General features: G+C 62.7%; 19 protein-coding genes. 9 read left to right on the top strand and 10 right to left on the bottom strand.

Annotation, left to right across the window (positions count from 1 at the left end; translation table 11 throughout):
- Positions 1–12: 12 nt before the first annotated feature.
- The 4 genes from lspA to NKH33_RS04420 are packed head-to-tail and all read right to left on the bottom strand — an operon-like array spanning position 13 to position 2,970.
- Positions 13–489: a signal peptidase II gene (gene lspA, locus NKH33_RS04435; protein ID WP_352454178.1), complete on the bottom strand. Its 477-nt coding sequence runs from the start codon at positions 487–489 to the stop codon at positions 13–15.
- Positions 490–515: 26 nt separating this feature from the next.
- Entirely contained in the window at positions 516–1,379 is an 864-nt protein-coding gene (locus tag NKH33_RS04430) for a TrmH family RNA methyltransferase (protein ID WP_023675255.1), read from the bottom strand.
- A complete protein-coding gene (locus tag NKH33_RS04425; protein WP_352613052.1) occupies positions 1,380–2,441 on the bottom strand; it encodes an RsmD family RNA methyltransferase in 1,062 nt (353 codons plus the stop codon).
- Positions 2,335–2,970 carry an anthrone oxygenase family protein gene (locus NKH33_RS04420; RefSeq protein ID WP_352918310.1) on the bottom strand — a complete coding sequence of 212 codons (636 nt, stop codon included), beginning with the start codon at positions 2,968–2,970 and terminating at the stop codon, positions 2,335–2,337. The genes NKH33_RS04425 and NKH33_RS04420 overlap by 107 nt, the downstream gene beginning before the upstream one ends.
- A 143-nt stretch (positions 2,971–3,113) precedes the next feature.
- Here NKH33_RS04420 and NKH33_RS04415 point away from each other — a divergent pair, with 143 nt between their 5' ends.
- Positions 3,114–3,797 carry a helix-turn-helix transcriptional regulator gene (locus NKH33_RS04415; RefSeq protein WP_352684488.1) on the top strand — a complete coding sequence of 228 codons (684 nt, stop codon included), beginning with the start codon at positions 3,114–3,116 and terminating at the stop codon, positions 3,795–3,797.
- Between the two features lie 86 nt (positions 3,798–3,883).
- A complete protein-coding gene (locus NKH33_RS04410) occupies positions 3,884–4,252 on the top strand; it encodes a VOC family protein (RefSeq protein ID WP_352469426.1) in 369 nt (122 codons plus the stop codon).
- A gap of 128 nt (positions 4,253–4,380) precedes the next feature.
- Here the strand turns inward: NKH33_RS04410 and lhpI are convergent, their stop codons facing one another.
- The 4 genes from lhpI to sppA all read right to left on the bottom strand — a co-directional run bounded on the left by lhpI (position 4,381) and on the right by sppA (position 7,085).
- A complete protein-coding gene (gene lhpI / locus NKH33_RS04405; protein ID WP_352767037.1) occupies positions 4,381–5,349 on the bottom strand; it encodes a bifunctional Delta(1)-pyrroline-2-carboxylate/Delta(1)-piperideine-2-carboxylate reductase in 969 nt (322 codons plus the stop codon).
- 33 nt (positions 5,350–5,382) lie between these two features.
- Positions 5,383–5,715 carry a DUF1049 domain-containing protein gene (locus tag NKH33_RS04400; RefSeq protein ID WP_352767039.1) on the bottom strand — a complete coding sequence of 111 codons (333 nt, stop codon included), beginning with the start codon at positions 5,713–5,715 and terminating at the stop codon, positions 5,383–5,385.
- Between the two features lie 47 nt (positions 5,716–5,762).
- Positions 5,763–6,047 (bottom strand): integration host factor subunit beta, encoded by a 285-nt coding sequence (locus NKH33_RS04395; protein WP_023675261.1) that lies wholly within the window; start codon positions 6,045–6,047, stop codon positions 5,763–5,765.
- A gap of 81 nt (positions 6,048–6,128) precedes the next feature.
- Positions 6,129–7,085: a signal peptide peptidase SppA gene (gene sppA, locus NKH33_RS04390; RefSeq protein ID WP_352502648.1), complete on the bottom strand. Its 957-nt coding sequence runs from the start codon at positions 7,083–7,085 to the stop codon at positions 6,129–6,131.
- A gap of 306 nt (positions 7,086–7,391) precedes the next feature.
- Between sppA and lptC the strand changes: the two genes are divergently transcribed.
- The 6 genes from lptC to ptsN all read left to right on the top strand — a co-directional run bounded on the left by lptC (position 7,392) and on the right by ptsN (position 12,642).
- Positions 7,392–8,105, top strand: a complete 714-nt coding sequence (lptC, locus tag NKH33_RS04385; RefSeq protein ID WP_352502649.1) for an LPS export ABC transporter periplasmic protein LptC — start codon at positions 7,392–7,394, stop codon at positions 8,103–8,105.
- A complete protein-coding gene (locus NKH33_RS04380; protein WP_292664963.1) occupies positions 8,092–8,700 on the top strand; it encodes an LptA/OstA family protein in 609 nt (202 codons plus the stop codon). The genes lptC and NKH33_RS04380 overlap by 14 nt, the downstream gene beginning before the upstream one ends.
- Entirely contained in the window at positions 8,700–9,518 is an 819-nt protein-coding gene (lptB, locus tag NKH33_RS04375; protein WP_292664962.1) for an LPS export ABC transporter ATP-binding protein, read from the top strand. Before NKH33_RS04380 ends, lptB begins: the two co-directional genes overlap by 1 nt.
- A 197-nt stretch (positions 9,519–9,715) precedes the next feature.
- Positions 9,716–11,242 (top strand): RNA polymerase factor sigma-54, encoded by a 1,527-nt coding sequence (gene rpoN, locus NKH33_RS04370; protein ID WP_352469431.1) that lies wholly within the window; start codon positions 9,716–9,718, stop codon positions 11,240–11,242.
- 291 nt (positions 11,243–11,533) lie between these two features.
- A complete protein-coding gene (gene hpf / locus NKH33_RS04365) occupies positions 11,534–12,118 on the top strand; it encodes a ribosome hibernation-promoting factor, HPF/YfiA family (protein ID WP_023675267.1) in 585 nt (194 codons plus the stop codon).
- 59 nt (positions 12,119–12,177) lie between these two features.
- Positions 12,178–12,642: a PTS IIA-like nitrogen regulatory protein PtsN gene (gene ptsN / locus NKH33_RS04360; protein ID WP_352469432.1), complete on the top strand. Its 465-nt coding sequence runs from the start codon at positions 12,178–12,180 to the stop codon at positions 12,640–12,642.
- 92 nt (positions 12,643–12,734) lie between these two features.
- Here ptsN and NKH33_RS04355 read toward each other — a convergent pair whose 3' ends face one another.
- Both NKH33_RS04355 and NKH33_RS04350 read right to left on the bottom strand, forming a co-directional pair.
- Entirely contained in the window at positions 12,735–12,992 is a 258-nt protein-coding gene (locus NKH33_RS04355) for a BQ00720 family protein (protein ID WP_023675269.1), read from the bottom strand.
- Positions 12,993–13,055: 63 nt separating this feature from the next.
- Positions 13,056–13,481, bottom strand: a complete 426-nt coding sequence (locus tag NKH33_RS04350; RefSeq protein WP_352469433.1) for an Hsp20 family protein — start codon at positions 13,479–13,481, stop codon at positions 13,056–13,058.
- Between the two features lie 144 nt (positions 13,482–13,625).
- Between NKH33_RS04350 and NKH33_RS04345 the strand changes: the two genes are divergently transcribed.
- A complete protein-coding gene (locus NKH33_RS04345; protein WP_352918307.1) occupies positions 13,626–14,567 on the top strand; it encodes a nucleoside hydrolase in 942 nt (313 codons plus the stop codon).
- Positions 14,568–14,894: the final 327 nt, after the last annotated feature.

Genomic DNA, 14,894 nt, shown 5'->3' with positions numbered 1-14,894 from the left:
AGGCGAGTGAGGTCAATCGCTCGACGCTCCGCGCCGCCAGCCAATGAGTTCGTCGAAGACGACCAGCACCGCACCAACCGAAATGAAGGCGTCGGCGAGGTTGAAGATCGCGAAGGACCAGACCGGCGTATGGAACAGGACATAGTCGATGACATGACCGTAGATTGCGCGATCAATCAGGTTGCCGAGCGCGCCGCCGACGATCAGTGCGAAGCCGATGCGGGCAAGCAGGTGGCCGGGCGGCGTGCGGGCCGCAAGATAGAGCACGAAAGCGACCACCAGAACCGCGACGACCACCAGGCCGGTGTCGCCGAAGGACGAAAACAGCGAGAACGCGATGCCGGTGTTGTAGGTGCGGTACAGCGCCAGGAACGGAAGAAGGTCGAGCCGTTCCTGAAAGGCAAGACCGGTTTCGACTAGGTATTTCACCCACTGGTCGAGCGCTATCGCGGCGACGACCAGAAGAGCATACGGCCTCCAGGACTTCATGGTTTGCAGTTTCACGGTTTGAGATGTCACGATCTGGCGTCCTCCGGGCCGAGCTTCAGCGCGCCGCGCCGGATCTCGAACAGCATGACGCCGGTGGCCACCGCAAGGTTGAGCGAATCGGCGCGGCCGGCCTGCGGTATCCGCAGCAGTTTGTCGCAGCTTGCGGCAAGCTCGTCAGGCAGACCTTGCTGCTCGTTACCCATCATCAAAAGCACCGGGCCTTTTGAAAAATCGACCGAGCGGTAGTCGACCGCACCTTTCAGATGGGTGCCGGCGACGAGGCCGGGAAAGCTCGTTCGCCAGGCGAGAAAAGCTTCGGGCGACGCCTTGGCGACCGGCACGGCGAAAATCGAGCCCATGGTGGCGCGCACCGTTTCGACCGAAAAGGGATCGGTGGTCTCGCCGACCAAGATGACGCCCCTGGCCCCGACAGCGTCGACCGTGCGGATGACGGTGCCGAGATTGCCGGGGTCGCGGACGCGGTCGAGCGCCACCCAGACGTCGCCGTCACGGGCGCGGATGTCCTTCAACGGCAGGAATTTCTGCGAGAACACGCCGACGACCATCTGCGGATTGTCGCGGCGGGTGATGGCGACGAGCACTTTTTCCGAAACTTCAAGGACGGTGCCGCCGGCGGCGACCGTGCGCGCCGCGATCTTTTCAACCGCCGTATTGCCACGTCCGGCCTTGGCGAAGACCAATGTCCTGATCGACCAGCCGAGATCGAGCGCGTCGATGACCAGCTTCAGGCCTTCGGCCATGAAGGCATTCTGCTGGTCACGGAATTTCTTCAGCGCGAGCGCCTTGATGTCCTTGACCAGCGGGTTGGCGAGGCTGGTGACTTCCTTCACCTGCCCTGGCGCGCCCGCGTGCCGTTCGTACGCACTCATTCAGGCCACCCAGCGTGAGAACAGCGAGGTCGAAAGCGCCCGACCGGCAGACTTCTCGCGGATGATCAATTCACCCGACTCGACCGTGCCGCCCATGCCGGCGAAGGTGTCGCGCATCAGGGCATGGATGGCGAAAAAAGAGGCGCGGATCGAATAGGCGGTCAGTACCACGGCGAGCGGCTTCGGCGTCAGGATCGCGCGGCAGATATCGGTCAGCGCCGGCAGGTCCTCGAACAGCTGCCAGACCTCGCCCTTCGGTCCGCGGCCATAGGCGGGCGGGTCGAACAGGATGATGTCGTAGCGGCTGCCGCGGCGCTCCTCGCGCTCGGCGAATTTCACGGCATCGTCGACGATCCAGCGGATCGGCTTTTGCGACAAGCCCGCCATTTCCTGGTTTTCGCGCGCCCAGCCGATCGCCTTCTTGGAAGCATCGACGTGGGTGACCTCGGCGCCGGCACGCGCCGCCACCAAGGAGGCAAGGCCGGTGTAACCGAACAGGTTCAACACCTTCACCGGCCGTTTTGCCGCCGCGATCAGTCCGGCCATGTGGTCCCAGTGCGAGGCCTGCTCGGGAAAGACGCCGACATGGCGAAACGAAGTGAAGCGGCCGAGATAATCTATGCCGTCATGCTTCATCGGCCAGGTTTCGCCGAGCGGCGTCTTGGGGAAGCGCCAGCGGCCGATGCCTTCCTCGTCGGTATCGCCGGTGAAAATGGCGTCGGCGCGCTCCCAGTCCCTGGCCGGCAAAGCCTTTTGCCAGATCGCCTGGCCCTCCGGCCGAACGATGCGGTAGGGGCCGTATTGCTCGAGTTTTTCTCCGGCGCCGCTGTCGAGCAACGCGTAGTCCTGATTGGGGCCGACCTCGAGGATCAGCGGCAGATGTTCGGCAGGCAGCACGCCATCGCGACGGGATAGAGGGCGCGGCGCGGCTTTCGGCTCGGACCGGTCCTGCAGTTTAGGCTCCGAACCGGCGGTCAGGCCGGCGTAGCGCCGCCGCGGCTGCTCCGCCCCGCCCTTCGGGGGCGGGCGGCTGTCGCGGCGTTTGTCGCGAAAAGGTTTCAAGAAGGCGCATCTCCGGACGGCGGCTCGCCGCTTCTGCCACAGCACATTGACCGGCGCAACAAAAGGGCTGCCGACGTGTGCAGCCGCGCCTGATCGCCAGCAGGCCGACTGCGAGCGCTATGAAACCAACGGCCTTGAAGCCGGTGACGACCATATGGCCGGTTTCCCAACTGCTCCGGATACTTTCGAAATTGTCCGGGATCGGTCCAGGCACCCAGGTGGCCAGGACATCGTTTGCCGGTTTGACCAGGGTAAACCACGCCACGAGGGCCATCAGATAAAGCACGGTGGCGGCCAAAATCCACCAGAATGCCGGGCGGTCGCTGCGCAGCATCCAGGCGAGAAGCCCCGGACAGGCGATCGCGGCCACGTCCAGCGGTGCGCCGACAATCGCGAAGAATTGGAACTGAGCGTTGAAGACAGTGGTTTCACGCCAGAGCGAAGGCGGCCAACTGGTCAGCCGCGGCACCGATTCCAGCACATGGGCGAAGGATGGTCCGAGGCTGAGCGCAGCGACGATGGCGGTCAAAACCGACCAGAACAACAGGAACCCGCGCATATCCATAGTGGCCAGACAACGGCGTCAGGACGCAGACGTTCCCGTCCGCCACCCATGTCGCTTGCCGCCGAAAGCGCTGGGGCTCTATCGTGATTGAAACCAGGTCATGATTCATGTCCCGTGCTGAACGCCTGCTCGACCTGATCCAGATCCTGCGCCGGCATCGCCGGCCAGTCAGCGGCCGCAGCCTTGCGGGCGAAATGGGTGTGTCGATCCGCACGCTCTATCGCGATATCGCCACGCTGCAGGGGCAGGGCGCGCCGATCGAGGGTGAGGCGGGGTTGGGTTACGTGCTCAGGCCCGGTTTCATGCTGCCGCCCTTGATGTTCACCGATGAGGAGATCGAGGCGATCGTGCTCGGTTCGCGCTGGGTGGCCAAGCAGCCGGACTGGCGGCTTGCGAACGCCGCCACCGACGCGCTGGCCAAGATCGCGGCGGTGCTGCCGAACGATTTGCGCGAAGAGCTCGACGCCTCGACGCTGCTGGTCGGGTCGCGCACCGAGGTCACCGAAGGCATCGATCTCGGCGTGGTGCGGCAGGCCATCCGCGAGGAGCGTAAGCTGAGCTTTGTCTATCGCGACGCCGGCGGCGCTGCCTCCGAGCGCACCGTCTGGCCGTTCGCACTCGGCTTCTTCGACAAGGTGCGCGTCGTCGCGGCCTGGTGCGAGATGCGCCAGGATTTCAGGCACTTTCGCGCCGACCGGATATCCGGCCTCAATGCCACCGAGATGCGCTATCCGCGCCGCCGTCAGGTGCTGCTCAAAGAATGGCGGGCGACGCTCGACACGCCAAGCTAAGGCTGCTGCTCAGTTGAGACTGCTGCCAGAATCTGGCAGTGGCGTACGGTATGCTCCTCCAGTCGAAACGATCTGGAGAGCAATTCATGACACCGCCCAATTTCGTCATCCTCTATGTCGACAAGCCTGAGCAAAGCGGCGCCTTCTATAGCGCGCTGCTTGGGCGGCAGCCGGTCGAGACCTCGCCGACCTTCGTGCTGTTCGTGCTCGACAACGGCTTCAAGCTCGGCCTCTGGTCGCGTCACACCGTGGAACCGGCCGCCGCGGCAGCAGGCGGTGGCGCCGAGATCGTCTTTGCGCTGGACACGCCGGAGGCGGTCGATGCCACCTACACCGATTGGGCCGGACGGGGTCTGAAAATCCTGCAGAGCCCGACCGACATGGATTTCGGCCGGACCTTCGTCGCGCTCGATCCCGACAATCATCGGCTGCGGGTTTATTGGCAAAGGGAGTAAGGCAGTAGGGCAGTAGGGGAGTACGTGACAGGAAATATAGCTGGCGCGGCGCCGCACGATCAGTGCGGTTTCCTACTGCCCTACTGCCCTACTGCCCTACTGCCCTACTGCCCTACTGCCCTACTGCCCTACTGCCCTACGCTTGCGCGATACACGCCAATGCCGGCGGCGAGGTCCTCGAGGGCTGCGCCGACCGACTTGAACAGCGTGATCTCGTCGTCGTTCTGCCGGCCTTTTTTCTGGCCGCGCGTGAGTTCATAAAGGTCGGCGACGATGGCTTCCGGCTTCAACACGCCGGAGGCCAGCGGCTGGACGATGTCACCGGCTTCCTTGGTGGCGCCGGCGCGGGTGTCGACATAGACGCGGGCCCGCGCAACCGTGTCGTCGTCGCTTTCGCGCATCGCCGGAGTGAAGCCGCCGACGAGGTCGACATGCGTTCCGGGTCGCAACAAGGCGCCCTTGACCAGCGGCTCGGTGGTGATTGTCGCCGAGGAAATGATGTCGGCCTGGCCGAGTTCGGCGTCGAGATCGCCTGCGGCTTCGGCCGCAAAACCTTCCGCACGCAATCTTGCAGCGACCTTTTCGGCATTGGCCGGCGTGCGGTTCCAGATGCGGATGCTGGTGATCGGCCGCACAGCCGAATGCGCCTTCGCTAGGAACGGCGACAGCGCGCCGGCGCCTACCACGAGCAGCCGCGAGGCGTCCTCGCGGGCCAGGTAGGAGGCGGCCAGCGCCGAGGCGCAGGCCGTGCGCCACTGCGTCAGCCGCTGGCCGTCGATCATGGCCTGCGGCTCGCCGGTGGCGCCGTCGAGCAAGAGGTAAAGGCCCATCACCGCGGGTTTTCCGACAGCGTTGTTGTCGGGCGACACGGTGACGATCTTGATGCCGATGTGACCGCCGGCGGAGGTGCCAGCCGCGTTGAAGTCGGTCCAGGCCGGCATCAAAAGCAGCGTTGAAGCGGCGCCGTCGGGCCGCTCTATCGTATGATGGTGCCTGACCGGCTGTATGGCGCCATCGCGAAAGGCGGCGCGCAGCGTCTCGATCAGTCCGGGAAAGGTCAGCGCGCTGTCGACCTCGGCGGCCGAAATGGTCAGCATGAAAGGCTCCGCGAAAGATATGTCAGCGACGCTTCAGTTTGTCGCCTTCGGCAAAGCCTGGCCCCGAGGCGCGGCAGGCGCGCGGCTTACCGCCTGGCGCAGATTCTCGGCCTCGGCACCGCGCTGGCGCGCCAGCTTGCGATAGCGCCCTTGCTTGATCCAGGTCGCCAGGCTGCCGACGATCATGCCGATGGCAAGGGCAAGGAACAGGAATATGAACAGCGGCAAGGTCAGCGTCAGCGCCGGGTTGCCCGGATTGAACGGGTCGAGCGTGAAGGCGACCGGTTCGCGGTTGGCAACGGCCAGCGCGATCAGGATGATGGCCAGCGGCACGAAGACCACGATGAGGATTAAGCGATTGAACATGTTTTTCCGTAGGCACTGCTGTCGGAGCGGGACGGCGGGCGCCGCGCCTATTTGCCTCCGTTCAGCCTTTCACGCAATTCCTTGCCGGTCTTGAAGAACGGTACCCATTTCTCCTCGACCTCTACGGATTCGCCAGTGCGCGGGTTGCGGCCGGTGCGGGCAGGGCGATTTTTCACCGAAAACGCGCCGAAGCCGCGCAACTCGACCCGGTTGCCCTCGGCAAGCGCGTCGGTGATTTCATCGAAGATGGCGCTGACAATGTTTTCGACGTCGCGCAGGAAAAGATGCGGATTACGCGTGGCGATGATCTGCACAAGTTCGGATTTGATCATGAAAAGGCTCCCCGTAAAAGCAGTGCCGCCGAAATTATCAGAATGATTTTATTTGGTTTTTCACTCGTCCCAAGCGGTTCCTCAAGGGTGCCAGACGGAAACGAGACCGTCAAGAAACAAGCGGTCCGCTCCAATTTCGTGAAGGACGTCGCCGTCATGGCCGGCCAGGCCAAGCGCAGCACCGACGGTCTGCGCCATCGCTTTGGAGAACAGGAAACCGCCGCGTTTTTCCGTGTCCTTCCATTCCACCACCTTGAGCTTGGCATCGACACCCTTGCCTGCAAGCCAGTCGATTGCTTCGGCCTCGCCGCCGACCGCGTCGATCAATCTGTTGGTGACCGCCTGCCGGCCGGTGAAGATCGACCCGTCTGCGAGCGCCAGCACCTCCGGCTTGGTCATGTTGCGGCGCTCGGCGACGATGCCGACGAACCAGTCGTAGCTGTCGAGGATGAGCTTGCGGACCATGGCGCGCTCATCGTCATTGGTCGGCTTGAAGGGAGAAGGCGAGGCCTTCAAGGGCGAGGATTTCACCTCCTCCAGCTTGACGCCGAGCTTGTCCATGAGGCCGCTGACGTCCGGGTACTGAATCAGCACGCCGATCGAGCCGACGATCGAGGATTTGCGTGCGACAATATGGTCGGCCGCGGTGGCGATCATATAGCCCGCCGAAGCCGCGAGCGTGCCGACCTCGGCCACCACCGGCTTTTCGGCGGCAAGCTTGCGCACTGCCTCATAGATCGATTCGCCACCGACGGTGGTGCCGCCGGGTGAATCGATCGACAGGATCACAGCCTTGACGCGCGGCGACTGACGGATTGCCTCCAGCCGCTTGATCAGTTCTTCGTCTTCGGTGATGGTACCTTCGATCTTGACCTTGGCGATGTGGTCGACAGCCGCGCCGGTGAAGTCGTCACCATAGATCCATGCCGAGAAGGCGATCAGTCCGGCTGCTGCGACGATAATCGCCGCAACACGCCAGAATGTCAGCTTGCGGCGCAAGCGGCGGCGGTCGATCAGGTCGTCGGCTCTCAATACCATGGTCAGCCTCGTAGTCGGTGGGAGCAGATGCTTTTAAAGCAACCATTCGCGCCCGGCTACCGTTTCCTGACGGCCTTGCGCCAAAGGCCGTTAGGCATTCGCGGCAAGCCTCAACCTGTCACGTTCCACAGGCTCTAACACTGTGCGCCCATATCTGGTATGAGGTACAGGCTGCGCTGGGGCCATTTTCATTGTACAGGGGCGGCTGTCACATTTTTGCGGTTTTCCTCGGCTTGTGCTTGCTTGAGGGCGCCGGCACCCCACCTATAGGGCGGCTTGGCGGGCAGGGGTTTAGAAGAAGCAGTCATGTTAGCGGGACCAATCGAACCGACCAACACCGAGACGGAGTTGGCTCCCAAGGCCGCAGGCCGGGCGCGGGTCGACGCGTTTGACGTTGCGCAGCGTCATTCGCGCCGGGTCCGTGTCCTCAAGCTGGCCGTGCCGCTGGTCGCTGCCGTGATTGCGGTCGCGTTTCCCGTCTATTCCTATCTCATGGCTCCCGCTGCAATCGAGGTGCAGGCCGACGGCGGCGCCTTTGCCGATGGCAAGCTGGTGATGGCGAACCCCAAGCTCAACGGCTTCACCAAACAGAACCTGCCCTATTCGATGACAGCCCTGCGCGCCATACAGGATGTCAGCAAACAAGGCATCATCGATCTGGAGGGCATCAAGGCCAAGCTGCCGATTGCGACCGACAACACGGCCGCCATCGATGCCACGCACGGCACCTATGATCGCGACGGCAACACGCTCAGCCTGACCAGCGATGTGACCGTGTCGACCACGGATGGTGTGGTGGCAAAATTCAAATCAGTCTATCTCGACATGGGCGAAGGCACTATGAAGACAAGCGAGCCCGTCGATGTCAGCCGCGGCGGGTCGCGGATCAGGGCGGATTCGATGTCGGTCCAGGACAATGGCAAGGTCCTGGTTTTCGAGAACAAGGTGCGCGTCGACATCGATCCCGCCAGTTTGAAGGCGGCAGAGGCAAAGAGCGGAGAGACCAATGCGGTTCAGTAGTTCGGCACGGCGCCTCGCCGCGATTTCGGCGTTGACGCTCGGGTTGCCCTTGGGGCTGACCTTCGGGACGGCGCCGTCGCTGGCGCAATCCAGTGCCACCAGCCAAATGTCCGGCCTCAGGCTGTCGGGCGACAAGCCTATCCAGATCGAAAGCGACAAGCTCGAGGTGCGCCAGGCGGAAAGCGTCGCCGTCTTCACCGGCAACGTCAACGTCGTCCAGGGTCCAACCGTGCTCAAGGCCGGCAAAATGACGGTCTATTACGTCAGGGATGCAGGCGCCGCTAAAGGCGCCCAGCCCGCGGGTGCCGCGGCGATGACCGGATCCGCCAACATCGACCATCTCGAGGTCGACGATAAGGTCTACATCAAATCGGACAATCAGGTTGCCACCGGCGACCGCGGCACCTTCGACATGAAGACCGAAGTGCTGGTGCTTTCGGGCAGCAAGGTCGTGCTCTCGCAAGGCGATAACGTGCTTGTCGGCTGCAAGCTTACCGTGCAGATGAAGAGCGGCCTTGCCCAGGTCGACGCTTGCGGCGGCCGCGTCATGATGTCGATCACGCCGCCGGCGAAGTCTGGAGCAGCGAAACCCTGATGACCGGCATATCGTCGCTGCTGGCGCGTCTTCCAGGGCGCGCCGCCAGCAAACTTGCGGCACCGGCCAGGGTCACCGTCGAAGCGGCAAAGTTCAAGGGAACCTTGATCGCCAAGGGGCTGACCAAAAGCTACAAGGGCCGCAAAGTCGTCAGCGGCGTGACGCTGGGCGTACGCGCCGGCGAGGCGGTTGGGCTGCTCGGCCCCAACGGCGCCGGCAAGACGACCTGTTTCTACATGGTAACCGGCCTGGTGCCGGTCGATGAAGGCACGATCGAAATCGACGGTTTCGACGTCACGTCGATGCCGATGTATCGCCGCGCCCGTCTCGGCATCGGCTATCTGCCGCAGGAAGCGTCGATTTTTCGCGGCCTGAATGTCGAGCAAAACATCCGGGCCGTGCTCGAGGTCGTCGAAAAGAGCCGCAAGGAGCGTGAGCGCCTGCTCGACGAATTGCTCGAGGAGTTTCACATCAGCCATCTGCGCAAGGCTCCGTCGCTGTCGCTCTCCGGCGGTGAGCGGCGACGCCTCGAAATTGCCCGCGCCTTGGCAACCCGCCCCGCCTATATGCTGCTCGACGAACCTTTCGCCGGCATCGATCCGATCGCCGTCGCCGACATCCAGCAACTCGTGCGCCACTTGACGGCACGTGGCATCGGCGTTCTGATCACCGACCACAATGTCCGCGAGACACTTGGCCTGATCGACCGCGCCTACATCATCCATGCCGGCCAGGTGCTGACCCATGGTCGAGCCGACGAAGTGGTCGCAAATGCCGACGTGCGGCGGCTTTATCTCGGCGAGGGATTTACACTCTAAATGCGAAATTCCGGTTCGAACGGGATTTCCGGCGTAGTCCAACAGCTTTTTCTTCAATTTTCTGCCTGAAAACGCGTCGGCAGGCGAGTTTTACCGCTCCTCGCCTTGACAAGCAAAAGCCGGGCCAGTTTCTATGCTGGCCTGGAAAATTCCTTCCAGCAGTGCGGGTGCGTAGACGGGGCGTTTGAAACCGAACCATGGCGTTGGCGGCAAAACTACAGCTACGACAGTCGCAGTCGCTGGTGATGACGCCGCAGCTGATGCAGTCGATCCGCCTGCTGCAGTTCACCCATCTCGAGTTGGAACGCTTCATCGACGACGAGATCGAACGCAATCCCTTGCTGGAACGCGCCGAACCGCAGGAGGACGCCGCCAGCGACCAGGCGCAGAAGGGCGACGCCGCATCGGAACCGGCTGCCGACGGCGACTGGTTCGAGGCGGAAACGGCATGGAGCGCCGAGGCGATCTCGGAAAAGCTCGATACGTCGCTGGAAAACCTGTTTCCTGACGATCCTGGTACGAGCGAGCGGCTCGGGCCCGACCTGACGGCACAATGGAAATCGGCGTCCGGCAATGGTTCCACCTCTTCCTCCGACGGCTTCGACGTCGCGGATATGGCGGCGGCGGCCATCACGCTGCGCGACCATGTCGGCGAGCAGGTGGCGCTCGCCTTTGCCGATCCGGCGGCGCGCCTGATCGCCGGCGAGCTTGCCGACGGCCTCGACGAGGCCGGCTACATGCGTGCCGATATGGCCGAGATCGCCGCCCGCCTCGGCGCGGACGCCACGGCGATGGCAACGGTCCTGGCGGTCTGCCAGACATTCGAGCCCGCCGGCATATTCGCCCGCGACCTCGCCGAATGCCTGTTGCTGCAGCTGGCCGTGCGCGACCGGCTCGATCCGGCGATGAAGGCGCTGATCGCCAATCTCGAACTCCTGGCACGGCGCGATTTCCAGACGCTGAAGCGGATTTGCGGCGTCGACGAAGAGGATCTGCTCGACATGCTGGCCGAGATCCGGGCGCTCGACCCACGGCCGGGAATGGCGTTTTCGCGCGGTGCCAGCGATGCGATCGTGGCCGACATCGAGGTGCGTGCAGCCAATGACGGCAGCTGGACGGTCGAGCTCAATGCCGAGACGCTGCCGCGCGTGCTGGTCGATCACATCTATTTCGCCCAGGTCACGCCACATGCGAAAAACCAGGCGGAAAAGGATTTCCTTGCCGAATGCCTGCAGAACGCCAACTGGCTCACGCGCAGCCTCGACCAGCGGGCGAAGACCATTCTCAAGGTGGCCTCTGAGATCGTGCGCCAGCAGGACGCTTTTCTCGTCCACGGCGTGCGGCACCTGAAGCCGCTCAACCTGCGCACGGTGGCGGACGCCATCGGCATGCACGAATCAACGGTCAGCCGGGTCACGGCAAACAAATACATGCTGACGCCGCGCGGCGTGTTCGAGCTGCGCTATTTCTTCACCGCCTCGATCGCTTCGTCAGGTGGCGGCGATGCGCATTCGTCGGAAGCGGTGCGCGACCGCATAAAGCAGCTGATCGACGAGGAGAAAGCCATCGATGTGCTTTCCGACGATGCCATCGTGGACATGCTGCGGGAAAGCGGCGTCGACATCGCCAGGCGCACGGTGGCCAAATACCGGGAAGGCATGAACATACCCTCTTCGGTGCAGCGGCGGCGCGAAAAACGCGCTTTGGCCAGCGCCGGCCGTTGATCTCCGGCGGAATTTCCACAGCTTTCGCCCTTCATTGACAAGCGGCGACGAAGTGGCTAGAAGCCCGCCCGCATGGGACGGGCTGGCGAGTGGATTTGAGTTCGCCGATGCCCGCACGAGAGATGGTCCGTCACGATGTAGGCCACGGGACGGCCAAGAAGGCGGCTTGTGATCAACCGGAAAGTTCGGATCTAAAATCGGCGCAAGTGACGCCGCAAAAGCTTGTGCGCGCGGACCACGAGTATAAACTCGGGACAGTTTGAAGCCTGAGCAAGGAAGGTCAGTTTTCAGATGACACTGCGCATATCGGGAAAACACATGGATATCGGCGATGCGTTCCGTACGCGCATCAACGACCGTGTCGGGGAAGTGATCGGGAAATATTTCGATCGGGGCTTTTCAGGGCAAATCGTAGTCGTCAAATCGGGGTCGCGCTACACGGCCGATTGCATGATCCGGCTGGACTCCGGTGCTTCGCTGCAGGCGACCGGCGATGCCCAGGATCCAACGCTTGCCTTCGATACCGCGGCGGACCGTCTGGAAACACGCCTCAGGCGCTACAAGCGCCGGCTGAAGTCGCACAATTCAGGCAATAGCAACGGCGAGCTCACCGACGTCGCCTATACGGTGATGGCGCCGCTTGCCGACGACGAGGAGGACATACCGGAGAATTTCGCGCCGGCCATCGTCGCCGAATCGACCATGACGCTGCGGACCATGTCGGTGGCGTCAGCGGTGATCGAACTCGACACCAAGGACAGCCCGGTCCTGGTCTTCCGCAATGCCGGAAACGACCATCTCAACATCGTCTATCGCCGGCCGGACGGGAATATTGGCTGGATCGACCCGTCCACGGCCAAGGTCGCGCAGGGGTAAAAACCAGCCGCACGCGAGCGTGGGGACTGGCGACGGCAGGCGAACAAGGGATTTCAAGCATGGATCTGAGCGATCTCGTCAGCATTCCGGCAATCATGCCGGCGTTGAAGGCGAACTCCAAAAAGCAGCTGCTGCAATTGCTGTCCGAAAGGGCGGCGGCGATTTCCGGCATTCCGGAGCGAGAGGTGTTCGACACCATCCTGCAGCGCGAGCGGCTCGGCTCCACCGGCGTCGGCAACGGCATCGCCATTCCGCACGGCAAGCTGGCCGGGGTGAAGCGGATCGCCGGCGTTTTTGCCCGGCTGGAGACACCGGTGGACTTCGAGGCCCTCGATGATCAGCCGGTCGACCTGGTGTTTCTGCTTTTGGCTCCCGAAGGCGCCGGCGCCGACCACCTCAAGGCGCTGTCGCGCATTGCGCGGGTGCTGCGCGACGCCGACACGGTTGCCAAGATCAGGGGCACGCGCGACGCCGTAGCCATCCACGCGCTGCTGTCGGACACACAGGCCTCGCACGCCGCCTGAGGTTTTGATTAAATCCGTTGAAGGGCCGCCGTGAGCGGCCCTGTCCGTTTCCAACCAGATCGCTGCGCCGTATTTGTCAGTGGATAACGACGTTAGTGGATAGCGACCGGGGTCAGATCGTTTTCCAGCGCGCCAGCCAGTGCCCGGTCGCGAGCGTCCGAAAGCAGGATCGGCTGGCCATTGGCGGCAAACAGGGCCCACAGTTCCAGCCCGGGCGCGATTTCGCCGAGGCCCGGGAAACGGCCGCGCAGATCGTCGCTCGACACTTTCCTGAGATAGGCGACAGAACCTTCGCCGAGATGGGCGAATTCGCCGCTGGTCATGATGATATTTTCGTTAGTTCTGGTCATTTCAAGCCTCCTTGCCGCGAGACGCCGCTCAAGGCCATCCCGCATGAGAGCTATCGGCAAAAATCAGTCTTTCACCGATATATTTATTTTTCGTACCAGCCGTTCGGATTCCGGCCGATCGAGATCGATCGACAGAAGGCCGTTCTTCAATTCCGCCGTAATCACCCGCATGCCGTCGGCCAGCACGAAACAGCGCTGAAACTGGCGCGCGGCGATGCCGCGGTGGAGGAATTCGCGCTCGGTGTCGTCGTTCTGACGGCCGCGCACGACCAACTGGTTCTCCTCCGTTGTGACATCGAGATCGCTTTCCGCGAAACCGGCAACGGCGAGCGTGATACGCAGCCTTTCGGTTTTGCCGTCGGCACCGCTGAGGCGCTCGATGTTGTAGGGAGGATAGCTGTCACCGGACTTTGCCAACCGCTCCAGCGTCTTTTCCATGGAATCGAAACCGAGGAGAAGCGGGCTGGAAAAAGGCGTCATTCGGCTCATGTTACAGTGTCCTCTCAAGAGCGACATAAAGTGGAAAAACCCGGATGGCATTTTTCCCGATGGTCTTGATATGGTCCGCCGCCCGGCAGACTTCAAGCCGTCACACGTCCCGCCCAAAAAGACTTGCCAAAACAAGGAATTGAAATGCCCCAATCCCGCAGGATCATCATCGACACTGACCCCGGCCAGGACGATGCCGTCGCCATATTGCTGGCGCTGGGCAGCGCCGAGCTGGAGATCGTCGGCATCACCGCGGTGGCCGGCAACGTGCCGCTGAAACTTACCGAAAAAAACGCCCGCAAGATCTGCGAGCTGGCCGGCCGGCCGGACGTCAAGGTCTATGCAGGCGCCATCCGGCCGCTGGCGCGCGAACTCGTCACCGCCGAGGAAGTGCATGGCAAGACCGGCCTCAACGGGCCGCAACTGCCCGAACCAAAGATGAAACTGCAGGACGAGTATGCGGTTGATTTCATCGTTGAGACGCTGATGAACGAGGAGAGCGGCACGATCACGCTGTGCGCGCTCGGGCCGCTCACCAACGTTGCGCTGGCGCTGATCCGCGAGCCGAAAATCGCGCCGCGCATCAAGGAAATCGTGCTGATGGGCGGCGGCTTCTTCGAGGGCGGCAACGTCACGCCGACCGCCGAGTTCAACATCTATGTCGATCCGCATGCTGCCGATGTCGTGTTCAAATCCGGCATTCCGATCGTGATGATGCCGCTCGACGTCACCCACAAGGCGCTGACCACCGCCAAGCGTACGAAGGCCTTCCGCAAGCTCGGCACCAGGGTCGGCACGGCCACCGCGAACATGCTGGAATTCTTCGAACGTTTCGACGAGGAGAAATACGGTACCGACGGCGGCCCGCTGCACGATCCTTGCGTGATCGCGTATCTGCTGAAGCCGAAGCTGTTCAAGGGGCGCAACTGCAATGTCAGCGTGGAAACCGCCTCGGAGCTCACCATGGGCATGACGGTGATCGACTGGTGGGGGGTGACCAAGCGGCCGAAGAACGCCATGGTGATGCGCGACATCGACCATGATGCGTTTTTCGCGCTGTTGCTGGAACGGCTGGGGCGGCTTTAGGGCTGCTCAGTAGTTGAGCAGGCGGTAGGTGGTGGTACCGTCCTGGCGTTGTTGTTCTTCGATCGAGACTTCCGATCCAATCATGTGGGGTGTTTCCACCTCACCATCGACAAATATCCGAGCGTTGCCCTCATAGAGGCGGACTTCATATCTATAATAAAGTCCATGTCCGACGGAACCCCTCGGATTTAGAGGCATCGTCGCAACATCTTCGACGGTGCCTCCTACGAGTTGTGTGCCAGTGATCGGACTGTTCTGCCTGGTTACAATCGGCACAGCGATCGCGAGAGCGAGCGCACACAAGATTGTGATGCCAACAACTCTGTC

It is taken from the genome of Mesorhizobium sp. M1182 (genome assembly GCF_040318335.1).
Taxonomy (GTDB): Bacteria; Pseudomonadota; Alphaproteobacteria; order Rhizobiales; family Rhizobiaceae; genus Mesorhizobium.
This window is presented reverse-complemented; position numbering and strand designations above follow the sequence as displayed.

What these genes read in the sequence shown, in the direction of transcription:
- lspA (WP_352454178.1), bottom strand. Translation starts at nt 489, where the DNA reads ATGAAGTCCTGGAGGCCGTATGCTCTTCTGGTCGTCGCCGCGATAGCG.
- NKH33_RS04430 (WP_023675255.1), bottom strand. Translation starts at nt 1,379, where the DNA reads ATGAGTGCGTACGAACGGCACGCGGGCGCGCCAGGGCAGGTGAAGGAA.
- NKH33_RS04415 (WP_352684488.1), top strand. Translation starts at nt 3,114, where the DNA reads ATGTCCCGTGCTGAACGCCTGCTCGACCTGATCCAGATCCTGCGCCGG.
- NKH33_RS04410 (WP_352469426.1), top strand. Translation starts at nt 3,884, where the DNA reads ATGACACCGCCCAATTTCGTCATCCTCTATGTCGACAAGCCTGAGCAA.
- lhpI (WP_352767037.1), bottom strand. Translation starts at nt 5,349, where the DNA reads ATGCTGACCATTTCGGCCGCCGAGGTCGACAGCGCGCTGACCTTTCCC.
- NKH33_RS04400 (WP_352767039.1), bottom strand. Translation starts at nt 5,715, where the DNA reads ATGTTCAATCGCTTAATCCTCATCGTGGTCTTCGTGCCGCTGGCCATC.
- NKH33_RS04395 (WP_023675261.1), bottom strand. Translation starts at nt 6,047, where the DNA reads ATGATCAAATCCGAACTTGTGCAGATCATCGCCACGCGTAATCCGCAT.
- sppA (WP_352502648.1), bottom strand. Translation starts at nt 7,085, where the DNA reads ATGGTATTGAGAGCCGACGACCTGATCGACCGCCGCCGCTTGCGCCGC.
- lptC (WP_352502649.1), top strand. Translation starts at nt 7,392, where the DNA reads ATGTTAGCGGGACCAATCGAACCGACCAACACCGAGACGGAGTTGGCT.
- NKH33_RS04380 (WP_292664963.1), top strand. Translation starts at nt 8,092, where the DNA reads ATGCGGTTCAGTAGTTCGGCACGGCGCCTCGCCGCGATTTCGGCGTTG.
- lptB (WP_292664962.1), top strand. Translation starts at nt 8,700, where the DNA reads ATGACCGGCATATCGTCGCTGCTGGCGCGTCTTCCAGGGCGCGCCGCC.
- rpoN (WP_352469431.1), top strand. Translation starts at nt 9,716, where the DNA reads ATGGCGTTGGCGGCAAAACTACAGCTACGACAGTCGCAGTCGCTGGTG.
- hpf (WP_023675267.1), top strand. Translation starts at nt 11,534, where the DNA reads ATGACACTGCGCATATCGGGAAAACACATGGATATCGGCGATGCGTTC.
- ptsN (WP_352469432.1), top strand. Translation starts at nt 12,178, where the DNA reads ATGGATCTGAGCGATCTCGTCAGCATTCCGGCAATCATGCCGGCGTTG.
- NKH33_RS04355 (WP_023675269.1), bottom strand. Translation starts at nt 12,992, where the DNA reads ATGACCAGAACTAACGAAAATATCATCATGACCAGCGGCGAATTCGCC.
- NKH33_RS04350 (WP_352469433.1), bottom strand. Translation starts at nt 13,481, where the DNA reads ATGAGCCGAATGACGCCTTTTTCCAGCCCGCTTCTCCTCGGTTTCGAT.
- NKH33_RS04345 (WP_352918307.1), top strand. Translation starts at nt 13,626, where the DNA reads ATGCCCCAATCCCGCAGGATCATCATCGACACTGACCCCGGCCAGGAC.